The 13,526-nt window shown below is 57.3% G+C and carries 12 protein-coding genes and 2 pseudogenes; 7 read left to right on the top strand and 7 right to left on the bottom strand.

Annotated elements, in window-relative coordinates; genetic code table 11:
- Positions 1 to 298: 298 nt before the first annotated feature.
- Positions 299 to 2,011, top strand: coding sequence for an ABC-F family ATP-binding cassette domain-containing protein (locus ABLU88_RS08770; protein ID WP_025108264.1), 1,713 nt, complete (start codon positions 299 to 301; stop codon positions 2,009 to 2,011).
- Positions 2,012 to 2,048: 37 nt separating this feature from the next.
- Here the strand turns inward: ABLU88_RS08770 and ABLU88_RS08765 are convergent.
- From ABLU88_RS08765 to ABLU88_RS08740, 6 genes and pseudogenes are all read right to left on the bottom strand, one after another.
- Positions 2,049 to 2,555 (bottom strand): annotated as a pseudogene (locus ABLU88_RS08765) (GNAT family N-acetyltransferase); the annotation flags it as partial.
- Between the two features lie 77 nt (positions 2,556 to 2,632).
- Positions 2,633 to 3,112, bottom strand: a complete 480-nt coding sequence (tssD, locus tag ABLU88_RS08760; RefSeq protein ID WP_042934095.1) for a type VI secretion system tube protein TssD — start codon at positions 3,110 to 3,112, stop codon at positions 2,633 to 2,635.
- A 54-nt stretch (positions 3,113 to 3,166) separates the two neighbouring features.
- Positions 3,167 to 3,355 carry a hypothetical protein gene (locus tag ABLU88_RS08755; protein WP_042927132.1) on the bottom strand — a complete coding sequence of 63 codons (189 nt, stop codon included), beginning with the start codon at positions 3,353 to 3,355 and terminating at the stop codon, positions 3,167 to 3,169.
- 2 nt (positions 3,356 to 3,357) lie between these two features.
- A complete protein-coding gene (locus tag ABLU88_RS08750; protein WP_348836331.1) occupies positions 3,358 to 4,050 on the bottom strand; it encodes a hypothetical protein in 693 nt (230 codons plus the stop codon).
- Positions 4,051 to 4,088: 38 nt separating this feature from the next.
- A pseudogene (locus ABLU88_RS08745) lies at positions 4,089 to 4,562 on the bottom strand (recombinase family protein).
- Positions 4,563 to 4,822: 260 nt separating this feature from the next.
- On the bottom strand, positions 4,823 to 5,422 hold the full coding sequence (locus tag ABLU88_RS08740) for an inorganic diphosphatase (protein ID WP_014229291.1): 600 nt from the start codon (positions 5,420 to 5,422) through the stop codon (positions 4,823 to 4,825).
- A gap of 256 nt (positions 5,423 to 5,678) precedes the next feature.
- Between ABLU88_RS08740 and adhP the strand changes: the two genes are divergently transcribed.
- Positions 5,679 to 6,689: an alcohol dehydrogenase AdhP gene (gene adhP, locus ABLU88_RS08735; RefSeq protein WP_004120604.1), complete on the top strand. Its 1,011-nt coding sequence runs from the start codon at positions 5,679 to 5,681 to the stop codon at positions 6,687 to 6,689.
- 42 nt (positions 6,690 to 6,731) lie between these two features.
- On the opposite strand, the gene ABLU88_RS08730 is transcribed toward adhP, so the two are convergent.
- A complete protein-coding gene (locus ABLU88_RS08730; RefSeq protein ID WP_014229290.1) occupies positions 6,732 to 7,301 on the bottom strand; it encodes a hypothetical protein in 570 nt (189 codons plus the stop codon).
- Between the two features lie 207 nt (positions 7,302 to 7,508).
- Between ABLU88_RS08730 and ABLU88_RS08725 the strand changes: the two genes are divergently transcribed.
- Genes ABLU88_RS08725 through ABLU88_RS08705 form a run of 5 tightly spaced genes read left to right on the top strand, consistent with a single transcriptional unit; the run spans position 7,509 to position 13,521 of the window.
- Complete coding sequence (locus tag ABLU88_RS08725; protein WP_025108260.1) at positions 7,509 to 9,131, top strand: TIGR04028 family ABC transporter substrate-binding protein; 1,623 nt, start codon at positions 7,509 to 7,511, stop codon at positions 9,129 to 9,131.
- 10 nt (positions 9,132 to 9,141) lie between these two features.
- Positions 9,142 to 10,086 carry an ABC transporter permease gene (locus ABLU88_RS08720; protein ID WP_348836328.1) on the top strand — a complete coding sequence of 315 codons (945 nt, stop codon included), beginning with the start codon at positions 9,142 to 9,144 and terminating at the stop codon, positions 10,084 to 10,086.
- Positions 10,083 to 10,934: an ABC transporter permease gene (locus ABLU88_RS08715; RefSeq protein WP_348836327.1), complete on the top strand. Its 852-nt coding sequence runs from the start codon at positions 10,083 to 10,085 to the stop codon at positions 10,932 to 10,934. Before ABLU88_RS08720 ends, ABLU88_RS08715 begins: the two co-directional genes overlap by 4 nt.
- Positions 10,931 to 12,535: an ABC transporter ATP-binding protein gene (locus ABLU88_RS08710; RefSeq protein ID WP_014229286.1), complete on the top strand. Its 1,605-nt coding sequence runs from the start codon at positions 10,931 to 10,933 to the stop codon at positions 12,533 to 12,535. The genes ABLU88_RS08715 and ABLU88_RS08710 overlap by 4 nt, the downstream gene beginning before the upstream one ends.
- A complete protein-coding gene (locus tag ABLU88_RS08705; RefSeq protein ID WP_025108257.1) occupies positions 12,532 to 13,521 on the top strand; it encodes a putative FMN-dependent luciferase-like monooxygenase in 990 nt (329 codons plus the stop codon). Before ABLU88_RS08710 ends, ABLU88_RS08705 begins: the two co-directional genes overlap by 4 nt.
- Positions 13,522 to 13,526 lie beyond the last annotated feature (5 nt).

The following is a 13,526-nucleotide window of genomic DNA, read 5'->3' as shown; positions in this document are numbered from 1 at the left end:
GCCTGCTTTGCAGGCCTTTTTTTATTCTCATCTGGTCAAAACCGCTTTCTCCCTCTACACTGCCAGCACCCATCAACTCACTGAATAAAAAAGGAGGATCCCATGTCGTACTGTGAAATGTTTTTTTCACGTGCATTTGGCGATCGCACCTGCTCAAGCGTTATCGGTATCGTGCTGCGATAACTTCAGCTTGAGCGAAGAAACCATAGACTAACTCCCTTCCCTCGGGCTTACCGGGTTATCGTCAGCGATGTTTGACGAGGCATTCACATGCCTGTAACTCTTGAGTAAGTTCACAATGAGCACATTACTAACTGCACAATCTCTTCATGTTGATACGGCGTTTGGCCCGCTGTTCACAAACCTCTCCTTTACCCTGAAAAAAGGCGACCGTATTGGCCTGATTGGCTATAACGGCTGCGGAAAAAGTACCCTGCTACAGGTGCTGGACGGCACCATCGTGCCCAGTTCGGGCAGCGTGGCGCTGGCCAGTCACTGTCTGATGGCGCGTGTGGAACAGCATCTACCCGATGCGCTGTTAGCGCAGCCCCTGCTGCAGGTGGTACTGGCGAAACTTCCCGCCCCTGAGCGTGAGAGTCAGCGCTGGCAAGCGGAGAGGCTATTGGCAGAGATGGGCTTTACGCCAGATGAGGCCGCGCAGCGGGCGTCAACCCTGAGCGGCGGTCAGCATACCCGGCTACTGCTTGCCAGGGCGCTGATTCAGCAGCCGGATCTCCTGCTGCTGGATGAGCCGGGAAACCACCTCGACCTGCCGACCCTCCTGTGGCTGGAAAGCTTCCTGCAAACCTGGCAGGGGAGCTTCGTTCTGGTGTCGCATGATAATATCTTATTGGATGCTGTAACTAATTCCAGTTGGATCCTGCGCGACAGAACGCTGCACGCCTTCTCCCTGCCCTGCAGCGCCGCCCGCCGGGCGCTGGAAGAGCAGGACGCCAGCGATGCGCAGCGCCATAAAGCCGAGCAAAAGGAGATCGACCGGGTCGCCGCCAGCGCCAAACGGCTGGCTATCTGGGGTCGGACCTATGACAACGAAGATCTCTCCCGCAAAGCCAAGCAGATGGAGAAGCAGGTTCAACGCCTGAAGGAGAGCCAAACCGAGCTGACCATGGGCACCCCCTGGCGGCTGGCGCTCCACGGCGACATGCTGCGGGCTGACCGACTGCTGGAGATGGAACAGCTCCCCGTTCCCCCCGCGCCCGGTCTGCCGGCCCTGTTTACCGCGGGCCTGGCTCGCCTGAAAAGCGGCGATCGGGTGGCGGTGATGGGCCGTAACGGCGGCGGCAAGTCTTCGCTGCTGCGTCTGCTGTGGCGGCAAATGCAGCAGGAAACGGCGGAGAGCGGTTTGCGCCTGCATCCGCGGCTGAAGCCGGGTTATTACGACCAGACCCTGCATCAGCTGGCGGATGACGATACCCTTCTCGACGCGCTGGAGCCCTTTGAACCAGGCCCGGATGCGCGCAGGCGGGCGCTGATTTCCGCCGGATTCAGCTGGCCGCGTCACGGGCAAAAGGTCGCCACCTTAAGCGGCGGCGAGCGTTCGCGCCTGCTGTTCGTCGGCCTCTCTCTGGCGCGCTATAGCCTGCTGCTGCTGGATGAGCCTACCAACCATTTAGATATAGATGGCAAAACGGCGCTGGCGGCTACGCTGAGCGACTATCCCGGCGGCCTGCTGCTGGTGAGCCACGATCGCGAGCTCATTAACCGCAGCTGCAATCGCTTCTGGCTTATCGACGAGCGCGGGCTGAGCGAATGGCACAGCAGCGAAGAGGTGTATGAGATTTTGCGCACCGCCGTTCGTCGTCCGGCGACGCAGGCCGTGATGGTGAACAGTAGCGAACCGGAGGAGGACCAGGATGCGCTGCTGGAGCGGTTAGTCACGCTTGAGCAGCTGCTGGCCGACGATCTGGCGCGCAAGCCAAAACATCAAAAACCGCAGCTGCAGGCGCAGTGGCGTAAGGAGATAACAACGATTGCGACGTTATTAGGCTAACAGGCGCTCTCCCGGCGCGGCGATCCGCGCCGGGAGATTATTCCGCGCCGGCAGGCGAACTGGGTTTGACCCGACTAAACTGCTGCTCGGTCATCATCCGCCCCCACTGGTCCCCCTGCCACGCTTTATCCAGCGTAAAGCCGAAGGATTCATACAGCCTGCGGGCGGCGTTCAGCCCGCTGAAGGTCCACAGCCGCACCGCGGCGAAGTTCTGGCTATCGCAAAAGGCCATCGCTTCATTCAGCAGACGTCGGCCAACACCGCTTCCCCGGCAGCTATCGTCGAGGATAAACCAGCGCAGATGCGCTTCATTATTACCAAGATCCTCGCCGTCAATCGCCACCGATCCGACAATCTGCCCACCCTGAACGGCAAGCCAAACCCGGTTGCACGGTTTCTCAAGACGACCGGAAAACTCCGCCAGCCCGCTGGCCACTTTGCTCTCGAAAAAGTGACCAAATTCATAATGCTTCGCATAGTACTCGCCGTGCATCTGCGTAATGCGGCCAATCATTCCCGGACGATAGCCGGTAACGATATCAATCCTGGCGGTTAAGTCGATCATTTTATCTCCTCGTCAGAGCCAAGGGAGGCAATGGCCTCCCTTGGTACCCCTTGTCATCAGGCACAACAACGATCGTTCCATGAATCACGATAGACAATATTACCCTCCGTATACTTCCATGTAATTGCTTCATAACGCAATTCAAGCGTTTCAAGGTGAGTACTACTCATACCGTTAGGAGACAGGAATGGTGCGACCGTTGTGAATTTGACGTTTTCAAGAATGATATTGAAATACTCGGCCTCGATGCCCGATTCCAGAATGCGGTACATCTTAATTGTAGCCTTTTTCATGGTCCGGCCTTCACAGACCGCGCGGTACAGAAGTGGTGTTGTCTGATCAAATTCTTTCACTATCGTTATAGGGCGGTGAACGCGTGTACCTGTAAGTTTTCCCCAGCTCGGGTCAACCGGAATAGTGACACCGTGAGAGAATGATTTTAATTCGATTGAACCCAGGCGAAGTGGCATTAGGCAACTGCCAACAATCGGCGAACCATTTTCATCTTCGAGCCATAAATGTGCGGGTGTAGACATAGCATTTCCTTATAAATAAATTTCAAACAATGCTAAATTTTGATGTTTTGATGATTACCATTTCACGTATCGATAAAAAACAACGATCACAAAAATGCAGAATATGGGGACAGGCCATATTGGTCCATCAGGGAAAATTTGAAAAAGGACAATTGCAAATAAAAGTGTCAATAAGGCAGGACCGTACATCGATATCAATGACCTGAATATCCGTCTGAAAAACCTTTTAATAAGACTCATCATGATTATCGAATCATCCTGGTGATGATGTCTGCAATCTCACCATCCGATACCCATTGTGCATTAAACGCCTCAGCTCGTTCAAACAATGGCTCTATCAGGAAGTACATCATTTCCAGCTCTTGTGCATATAGCGCCGAGTAGTACGCTGGACAAGTAATATGAAGACGACGCGCACTATCTGCCGCTTTCTGCACAACGCCATATAAACCAATAACCCCAACAACACCTCCCGCTCTTCTCCCTGCCAGTGCACTGAGTTCAAGACTTAAATTCATGCCTGCAGCGACAAATGATGCTGTTGCTAAAGCAAATCCTGTATTTGTGAGTGAACTTGCGGCAATATGAATATTTACTGCCATTAACAGTTGTTTGATGTGCTCTAGTTGATCGGATGTTTTGTATCGGAATACTTCTTCAAAGTAAATTCTAAGCATTTCATACACAACACCTCCATGCCTTATAATATGATAAACGCCTTTAGTAAATCGGATATCTTCGGACTTTTGTTTCTGGCATACGTCCTGATATTCATCAGTAAAGCAGGATGTATAATACAGCACACGCGTTGCGCCTGCACCGATCCTTTCAATCTGATTTGATACGTCTTTTCCTACACTCTCTAATGCCTGGTCGAGTTTTAACGCAAGAATTTTATTAGCCTGCAAATAACTTATAACTTCATTTCTGTAGTACATAGCCGCTCCTTGCTTATTTCATTAAATCCGGTTAACCATTATTTCCCACGGGAAAGCGTCCGATAGACCGTGGGGCGGGAGACGGAGAATAATTCAGCCAGATCGCTGATAGATTACTCGCCGCTTCCGCGCATCCTGCAAAGCTCTTTCTGCTGTTTATCTGACAGCTTCGGCTGCTTCCCCCGCAGTTTTCCTTTAGCCCGGGCGATGGCCATCCCTTCGCGCGTGCGAAGACGTATCAGGTCGCCTTCAAACTCGGCAAACGTCGCCAGCACATTAAAGAACATCTTACCCATCGGATCTGCAGGGTCGTAGAGGCTGTTGCCCAGCGCCAGCTTCACGCCACGGGCCTGAAGGGCATCAGCAATATCTCTTGCATCCGGAACTGAACGGGCCAGCCTGTCCAGTTTCGGTACGACCAGCGTGTCTCCCTGGCGAACTGCCGCCAGAGCCTGAGCCAGATCCTGGCGGTCAGTTGAACATCGGGCATAGCCAATGCATATTTCTGTCATAAATATGTACGTATAAGGGCCGTGAAAGAGATTTATATCGTACCAGTGATATGAGACAACGTCAGCAGTGAGATTGACCTGGACTTATTACCCGTGAAAAAAGCAATTTCGAGCGCATCGTCGCCACGCTGGGGCTGAAGAAAAGGACGCAGGGTAACGGAAATTTCGGCGGTTCCGGCGTAGTCCCCCGTATTACCTCGCTCTGCGGATAATAGGGCGAAGAAAAAGCGACAGGCACCGGGCGATGCCTGTTTTTCCGCTTATTGCGGATTTTTCTCTTTCCAGGCATCCCATGCCGCTTTAATTTCCTGCTTCGCGGCGGCGGCATCGTTAAAGCCGTTCAGCTCCACTTTTTTACGCCCTTCCGGCAGCTGTTTGTAAACGCGGAAGAAAGCCTGCAAACGCTCCTGCTCAATTTTCGGCAGATCGCCGATGGTGTTGATGTCATCGTAGGTTGGGTCGATTTTGCTTGCCGGAACGGCAATGATTTTGTCGTCCTTCTCGCCGCCATCAATCATCTTGAGCACGCCAATCGCGCGCAGCTTAATCAGCGTTCCCGGCGCCATCGGCGCGCGGGTATAAAACACCACGTCCAGCGGATCGCCATCCCCTGCCAGGGATTGCGTCAGCGAACCGTAGTTAGCCGGATAGGCCACCGGCATCGACTGAAAACGATCGGCGATCAGAAAGCCGGTTTTGGCGTCGGTTTCATATTTGATAATGCCGCCCGCGGGAATTTCGGTCACGGCATAAAACTCTTCAGGATTGTTTTTCGGCTGCGGGAAATCCAGTACGTTCTGCGCCTGAACGGTAGCGGAAAGCAGCAGGCCTGAGGCAAGGAGTGTTTTTACCAGATGCATTGTCGTGTCGCTCTATCGTTATAAGAAATTGAAAAACAGAACGATAGAGGCCGCAAATGAAGCGTGTATGACGTAACGATGACAGTAATGTGACGTGAATTTCATTAATAAATCTGATTAAAAAATCGGCGCGCCAAGCTCACCCCGGCAAGGAATATCCATTATTTCCTTGATTTAATGAAGATTTAAGCTAAACCTTAGCATGCGTAAAAAACAAAATTGTGTTAATACGCTTATGTTCAATAAGGAGAACAGAATGAAAGCTGCTGTCGTCACGCAAGATCATCAGGTCAATGTTACGGAAAAAACGCTTCGTCCCCTGCAACATGGCGAAGCCCTTTTAAAAATGGATTGCTGCGGCGTATGTCACACCGACCTGCACGTTAAGAACGGCGACTTTGGCGATAAAACCGGGGTCATTCTGGGCCATGAAGGCGTGGGCGTTGTGCAGCAGGTCGGCCCCGGCGTTCATTCTCTGAAGCCGGGCGATCGCGCCAGCGTGGCGTGGTTCTTCGAAGGCTGCGGGCATTGTGAATATTGTAACAGCGGCAACGAAACGCTGTGTCGCTCGGTGAAAAATGCCGGCTATACCGTGGATGGCGGTATGGCGGAAGAGTGTATCGTCATGGCCGATTATGCGGTCAAAGTGCCGGACGGGCTCGATTCTGCGGCGGCCAGCAGCATCACCTGCGCGGGCGTCACCACCTATAAAGCGGTCAAAGTCTCACATATCAAACCCGGCCAGTGGATTGCCATTTATGGCCTCGGCGGCCTCGGCAATCTGGCGCTGCAGTATGCCAAAAACGTGTTTAACGCCAAAGTCATCGCCCTTGACGTTAATGATGAACAGCTGAAGCTGGCCGCGGAAATGGGCGCGGACCTGACCATCAACTCCCGCAGCGAAGACGCAGCCAAAATTATTCATGAGAAAACCGGCGGCGCGCATGCCGCGGTGGTAACCGCCGTCGCCAAAGCGGCGTTTAACTCAGCGGTGGATGCGGTTCGCGCGGGTGGACGCGTGGTGGCGGTAGGCCTGCCTCCGGAAGCGATGAGCCTGGACATTCCGCGTCTGGTCCTCGACGGTATCGAAGTGGTGGGTTCGCTGGTCGGTACCCGTCAGGACCTGACCGAAGCCTTCCAGTTTGCCGCGGAAGGGAAAGTCGTACCGAAAGTGACCCTGCGTCCGCTGGGCGATATCAACGCCATCTTCAAAGAGATGGAACAGGGACAGATTCGCGGCCGTATGGTCATTGATTTCCGCCGCTAATCTTCGGACCTCTCCCGCTACGGGAGAGGTTTAATTGTCCCTTTACACGCACGGCCCCGTTGCGCAACCGTACATCATCACCAGCGGAAATAGCGGCACCAGCGGAATCAGGGCGATCTCTCCCAGAGGGCTAATGGTCTGCGTTTTATCGTTAATTGACACGACGACGGGTCTGGCAAGGCGATAAGCGTCATCCAGCTCATTGGGATCAACGGTTGACCAGAAACCGGTCGCTTTAAACAGTACGCCAAGATGGTCGTTGTCCAGCGCGGTCGCGTGATACTGGCTGGTTAACAGACTTAGCTGACTGGCATCCAGCCTGCGCTTGTCGAGCACCACCAGATATTCCGCAACAACCTCATGCTGTTTCACGACAAAATTCACCCGTACGCCGGATGCGACCTTATTGAAGCGTTCGTAGAAAGTATTATAACGCTGGTACTCCTGCGGCACCCCTTTACGGAAGAATCGATAGCTGTATTTGTTTGAATTGGCAATGATGCCCGACTCAATAGGTTTAACCTTAATAATGGTATCGGTAGAGGGCAAATTAGGTGCGCTGGTACAGCCCGCCAGCACCGTCATCGCCAACATCAGTAAATACTTCAGCATCGTCGCTATCCCTTTATTACGCTGACTATCTCTCAGTCATTAAATTATTCAGCATGAGTTTCAGCTGAAAGGTATGTAAATACCAGCCCCTAAAAATCGAGCCGGGTATAAATGCTTTTTATGCAAATGCTTAGCGCAAATCCTTACTTCCTTTGTTAAAACGCGCGCCCGATGATGGCCAAACAAGAGATAACAAAGGAATTCACCATGCACACCCGTTTTCGCCTGCCCGCGCTGGCGGCATTTTTTTTGAGCGGCGCGTTTTCCGCGTGGGCCGCCGACGCGCCGGTTAAAGGCGGCACGTTAATTTATCTGGAGCAGCAGCCGCATACCAATCTTTATCCCCCGGCCGGAGGCTTTTATCCTAACGGCGGTATTCTTAATCAAATAACCGATAAGCTGACCTGGCAAAATCCAAAAACCTTACAAGTCGAACCGTGGATTGCCGAAAGCTGGAGCGCCAACGCGGATAAAACCGAATATACCTTTAAGATTCGCCCTGGCGTCACCTTTTCTGATGGCACCCCGCTTGACGCCAATGCGGTTGCCAAAAACTTTGATACCTACGGTCTCGGTAACAAAGCGCACCGCCTGCCGGTGTCCGAGGTGATTAATAACTACGATCGCAGCGAAGTCATCGATCCGCTGACGGTTAAGTTCTACTTTAAAAAGCCCTCGCCGGGATTTCTGCAGGGCACCGCGACCATCGGCTCCGGGCTGGTTTCCCTGAGCACCCTGGCGCGAAATTTTGAAGAGCTGGGCGACGCCCGCCATATTATTGGCTCCGGGCCTTTTACGGTTAAAGATGAAAAGCCGGGACGTGAACTCGCTCTGGTCGCACGTCAGGATTATCAATGGGGGCCGAAAAGCCTCGCCCAGCAGGGGCCAGCGAATCTCGACGGCATAACCTATATCGTCACCCCGGAAGATGGCGTACGCGTTGGCGCGCTGCTGGCAGGCCAGGCCGATTTTATTCGCCAGGTGCAGGCCTATGATGAAAAGCAGGCAACCGATCGGGGCTTTAAAATCTATGCCGCCCCGACGCGCGGCGTTAACGACAGCCTGAGCTTCCGCCCGGATAATCCGCTGGTTGCCGACCTGCGCGTTCGTCAGGCGCTGCTGCACGCCACCGACGCCAGACAGGTGGTTGAAACCCTGTTCTCCGCCAACTATCCGCAGGCGACCTCCGTCGTCGCCAGCACCGCGGCCGGATACGTTAACCTCAGCGATAAGCTGGCTTTCGATCCGGCCAAAGCGAAACAGCTGCTTGATGAGGCGGGCTGGAAACCGGCCGCCGACGGTATACGGGTCAAAGATGGCCAGCGCCTGGCATTAACCGTCTATGAATCCCTGCCCCAGCCGCAAAACAAAGAGGTACTCCAGCTTGTCGCCCAGCAGTGGCGCCAGGTCGGCGTTGCGCTGGCGGTCAAAGCCGGTGATGCCGGCAGCCGTACGCTGGACAGCCTCGACCCGTTGAAAACGCCGCTTACCGTGTCAGAAGTGGGCCGCGCCGACCCTGACGTGGTGAAAAGCATGTTCTTCCCCGCTAACCGCGACGCGCTGCTGCAAAAAGGCGGCTCCAGCGACAAGGTCCAACGCTTCCGCGACGATAAGCTCAACGCGCTGCTGACCGCGATCTCAGCCGAAGTCGAGCCGCAAAAACGCCTCCAGCTCACCGGCGACGCCCAGCGCTACCTGCTGGACAACGCCTACGTAATCCCGATATTTGAAGAGCCGCAGGTCTTTGCCGGCGCGCCGTGGGTGAAAGGCGTCAGTTTTGAAGCGGTAGGCCGCCCGTCGTTCTACGGCGCCTGGCTGGAAAAGCACTAAGGAGCCCGCGATGAGCCACTATCTTCTGCGGCGGTCCGGTCAGGGTTTACTGGTGCTGTGGGCCGCGTTTACCCTCTCCTTCATCCTGTTACAGGTGCTGCCCGGCGATGCGGTACTGATCAAGTTTCAGAATCCGGATCTGGGGCTCAGCCCTGAGCAGATCGCCGAAATGCGCCTCGCCTACGGGGCCGATAGCCCGCTGTGGAGACAGTACTTCCACACGCTGATGGCCATGCTGCGTGGCGATTTTGGCTATTCGCTGCAGGCCGGGCTGCCGGTCAGCGCGCTTATCGCCAGCAACCTGCCGGAAACATTAAGCCTGGCGCTGCCCGCCTTTGCTCTGGCGGTGGCGCTGGCCTTCGCCCTCGCCTTCGCCTCACGGCTGCCGGGCCTGCGCTGGCTCAGCAACACGCTGCAATCCCTGCCGGCGCTGTTTATCTCGCTGCCGACGTTCTGGCTCGGCATCGCCCTGATTCAGATTTTCTCCTTTCAGCTGCGCTGGATCCCGGTGATCAATCCCGGGCCGATTGAGGGGCTGATTTTGCCCATTATTGCCGTCGCGGTGCCGATTTCCGCTCCGCTGGCGCAAATCCTGATGCGCAGTCTGGATCAGGTCGCCGCGCAGCCGTTTGTCGCCGTTGCCCGCGCCAAAGGCCTGAGCGAAACCGGCGCCCTGTGGCGGCACGTTACCGGCAACGCCCTGCTGCCGGTGCTCAACATCGCCGGTCTGCTGCTGGGGGAACTGATCGCCGGCGCGCTGATTACCGAAACCGTGTTTGGCCGCGGCGGTCTGGGGCTGCTGACGCAGCAGGCCGTCAATAATCAGGATATCGCGGTACTGCAGGCGGTGGTGATGATCTCTGCCCTCGGTTTCGTGCTGATTAATCTGCTGGTCGACCTGCTGATGCCGCTGTTCGACCCGCGCCTGAAAACCGTTATCGGAGGTGCCGTATGAGCCTGGTGGATTACGCAACCGCCGCGCGCCGCCGCACGTCAAACTGGCGTACGCGGCGCGTTCAGCCCGGTCTGCTTCTGGCCTGGGCGGTGATGATCGTTGCCGCGCTGATGGCTATCGCTCCGCAGCTGTTTACCGACTATAGCCCGCTGGAAGGGTTCCCCGGCGCCCGGCGGCTGGCCCCGCAGGCCGGCCACTGGTTGGGAACCGACCAGCTGGGCCGCGATCTGTGGAGCCGCATCGTCTTCGGCGCCGTTCATTCTCTTTCCGCCGCGCTGGCGGCGGTGGCGATCGGCCTGTTTATCGGTACCGCGCTGGGCACGCTGGCCGGCGCGCTGGCGGGACGCGTGGAGTCGGCAATCATGCGCCTGGTCGACGTGCTGCTGGCGATCCCCTCTTTATTGCTGTCGCTGACGGTCATCATTCTACTCGGTTTCGGCACGCTCAACGCCGCCGTCGCGGTCGGCGCGGCGGCCGTCGCCAGCTTTGCCCGCCTGGCGCGAGCGGAGGTGGTCCGCGTACGCCACAGCGACTTCGTCGAAGCGGCCTACGGCAGCGGCGGCACCTTTTTCGCCGTTTTCTGGCGGCATATTCTGCCCAACTCGCTCACCGCGGTGCTGGCCTTTGCCACCCTCCAGTTCGGCCAGGCCATTCTGGCGCTCTCGACCCTGAGCTTTCTCGGCTACGGCACGCCGCCGCCGGTCCCGGAGTGGGGTCTGCTGATCGCCGAAGGCCGCAACTATCTCTCCACCGCCTGGTGGCTGACCACCCTGCCCGGTATTGCGGTGATTGCGGTCGTGCTCGCCGCCAACCGTATTAGCCGTCAATTTAGCGGAGAACGCCGATGAATGTTTTAAGCGTAGAGCATCTGCGCATCAGCTATCGTTCACAGCGTGAATGGCGCGAGGTCGTGCACGACGTGAGTTTTCAGGTCAAACGCGGCGAAATGCTGGCGTTTGTCGGTGAATCCGGCTCAGGTAAAACCACCACCGCGCAGGCGATTATTGGCCTGCTGGCGGATAACGCGCGCCGGGACAGCGGGCGTATCTTGATTAATGGCGAAGATATCAGCGGCTGGTCCGCTAAACGCCTCGACGGCCTGCGCGGCGCGCGGATTAGCCTGGTGCCTCAGGATCCGGGCAACTCCCTGAATCCGGTGAAAACCATCGGCGCGCAGGTGGGGGAAATCCTGCGTCTGCATCAAAAAAGCAGCGCCGCGGCGCGTAAAGCGCAGGTGCTGGCGCTGCTGACCAAAGTTGGGCTGAGCCACCCGGAACAGCGCATCGATCAATATCCCCACCAGCTTTCAGGCGGTATGAAGCAGCGGGTGCTGATTGCTATCGCGATCGCCCTGAAACCCGACTTAATCATTGCCGATGAACCCACCAGCGCCCTCGACGTGACGGTACAGAAAAGGATCCTCGACCTGCTGGATACGCTTCGCCGGGAGTCCGGCACGGCGGTACTGTTCGTCACCCACGATCTGGCGCTGGCGGCGGAACGCGCCGACCGCCTGCTGGTCTTTCGCCACGGCGAGATTCAGGAACAGGGCGCGACCGGCGACGTCATACGTACGCCGCAGCATACCTATACCCGCCAGCTGCTGAGCGATCTCCAGGGTTCGACGCTAACCATTGCCCCGGCCAGCGGGCGCGTGCTGGCGACCCCGGCGATCCGCGTGGAGGGCATCAGCAAGCGCTTCTCATTAGGCCGCGCGCATTTGCAGGCGCTGGACGCCGTGAGCTTCGAGGTGAAGCGCGGCAGCACCCACGCGCTGGTCGGCGAGTCCGGCTCCGGCAAAACGACCCTTGCGCGGATCCTGCTGGGATTCGAAAAGGCCGATAGCGGCCATATCGCTATCGACGGTATCGATGCCGGGCATCTCAGCCGCGAGGCGCTCCGCCAGCTGCGGCGTAAAATTCAGTTCGTTTACCAGAATCCTTTTGCCTCGCTGGACCCGCGGCAAACGCTGTTTGAGATTATCGAAGAGCCGTTAAAAAACTTCGACCGCCTCAACGCCGAAGTGCGGCGCCAGCGCGTCGAAACGGTCGCCGCCCGCGTGGCGCTCGCTCCGGAGCTGCTGTCGCGAACCGCCCGTGAGCTTTCCGGCGGCCAGCGGCAGCGGGTGGCCATCGCCCGCGCCTTAATCCTTGAACCGACGATCCTTGTCCTCGATGAAGCGACTTCGGCGCTGGACGTCACGGTGCAGGCGCAAATTCTCGCGCTGCTGCAGCAGCTTCAGCAGCAGCTGGGGCTGAGCTATCTGTTTATCACTCACGATTTGGCGACGGTGCGCCGTATCGCCCACAGCGTGACGGTGCTGCGGGCGGGCCAGGTGGTTGAACACGGCGACGTCAGCCGACTGTTCAGCGCCCCGCAGCATGACTATACCCGCGAGCTTATCGCCGCGATTCCCCACTTTTCATCCCCGAGCAAGGAGGTTGCATGACGCGTAAACGACTGGGCTTTTTCACCCGTCTGCTGGACCACGCCACGCCTAAAGAGCGCTACCGGCTGGCCACCGAGCAAATTCGCCACGCGGAACGCCTGGGATTCGACAGCGCGTGGATCGCTCAGCACCATTTTCATGAGCACGAAGGCGGCCTGCCGTCGCCGCTGGTCTTTCTCGCCCACGCCGCGGCGCACACCGAGCGCATTCGTCTTGGCACCGCCATTATCACCCTGCCGATGGAAAACCCGCTGCGGGTGGCGGAGGATGCGGCGGTGCTGGATCTGCTCGCCGATGGACGGCTGGAGGTGGGCTTCGGCTCCGGCGGCACCCCCACCTCGTTTTTACCCTTCGGGCTGACGATGGACCAGCGCAGCGCGGTATTTGCCGAACACCTGCATCTGATTCAAAGCGCCTGGCGCGGGGATTCGCTCTCGCACCCGGATAATCATCTGTACCCTCAGGCGCCGCAGCTGGCGGAGCGCATCTGGATTGCCACCTTTTCCATTGAGGGGGCGGTTCGCGCGGCTCAGGCCGGGCACGGGCTGATGCTCTCGCGCACGCAGCCGCGTCCGGCCGGACAGCCCACGCTGCCGCTGGACGCTATCCAGAATCCGATTATTGACGCCTATCTCGCCGCGCTGCCGGCGGGCGTCGAGCCAAGGATCCTCGCCTCGCGGACGGCCTTTGTCGCCGATAGCCAGCAGTATGCGCTGCAGGTCGCTGAACCCGGCCTGCGCCAGCAGGCTGCCCAGCATCGCGCCGCAGGTCATGATATTATTGGTGACACTGTCACTGATTTTTTGCCGCAGCTTGACGCACACGTTGGCGACCCGCAGCACGTCGCCGCTTCGCTGGCCCGCGATAGCGTCCTGCGGCGGGTAACCGATATTTCGTTTCAGGTGCACTCCGTTGAACCCTCGCACCGCGACACGCTTCGTTCCATTGAGCTGATCGCTCAGCATATTGCCCCGCAGATACGATAAGGAGT

Origin of the sequence: Klebsiella sp. GW_Kp182 (genome assembly GCF_040062275.1) — a bacterium.
Classification (GTDB): domain Bacteria; phylum Pseudomonadota; class Gammaproteobacteria; order Enterobacterales; family Enterobacteriaceae; genus Klebsiella; species Klebsiella michiganensis.
The sequence above is the reverse complement of the archived record's forward strand: the minus strand, read 5'-3'. Positions and strand labels throughout refer to the sequence as shown.

Coding starts and splice junctions, on each gene's coding strand:
- adhP (WP_004120604.1), top strand. CDS start 5,679: ATGAAAGCTGCTGTCGTCACGCAAGATCATCAGGTCAATGTTACGGAA.
- ABLU88_RS08725 (WP_025108260.1), top strand. CDS start 7,509: ATGCACACCCGTTTTCGCCTGCCCGCGCTGGCGGCATTTTTTTTGAGC.
- ABLU88_RS08720 (WP_348836328.1), top strand. CDS start 9,142: ATGAGCCACTATCTTCTGCGGCGGTCCGGTCAGGGTTTACTGGTGCTG.
- ABLU88_RS08710 (WP_014229286.1), top strand. CDS start 10,931: ATGAATGTTTTAAGCGTAGAGCATCTGCGCATCAGCTATCGTTCACAG.
- ABLU88_RS08740 (WP_014229291.1), bottom strand. CDS start 5,422: ATGCATCTGGTAAAAACACTCCTTGCCTCAGGCCTGCTGCTTTCCGCT.
- ABLU88_RS08755 (WP_042927132.1), bottom strand. CDS start 3,355: ATGATGAGTCTTATTAAAAGGTTTTTCAGACGGATATTCAGGTCATTG.
- ABLU88_RS08705 (WP_025108257.1), top strand. CDS start 12,532: ATGACGCGTAAACGACTGGGCTTTTTCACCCGTCTGCTGGACCACGCC.
- ABLU88_RS08750 (WP_348836331.1), bottom strand. CDS start 4,050: ATGTACTACAGAAATGAAGTTATAAGTTATTTGCAGGCTAATAAAATT.
- ABLU88_RS08715 (WP_348836327.1), top strand. CDS start 10,083: ATGAGCCTGGTGGATTACGCAACCGCCGCGCGCCGCCGCACGTCAAAC.
- ABLU88_RS08770 (WP_025108264.1), top strand. CDS start 299: ATGAGCACATTACTAACTGCACAATCTCTTCATGTTGATACGGCGTTT.
- ABLU88_RS08730 (WP_014229290.1), bottom strand. CDS start 7,301: ATGCTGAAGTATTTACTGATGTTGGCGATGACGGTGCTGGCGGGCTGT.
- tssD (WP_042934095.1), bottom strand. CDS start 3,112: ATGTCTACACCCGCACATTTATGGCTCGAAGATGAAAATGGTTCGCCG.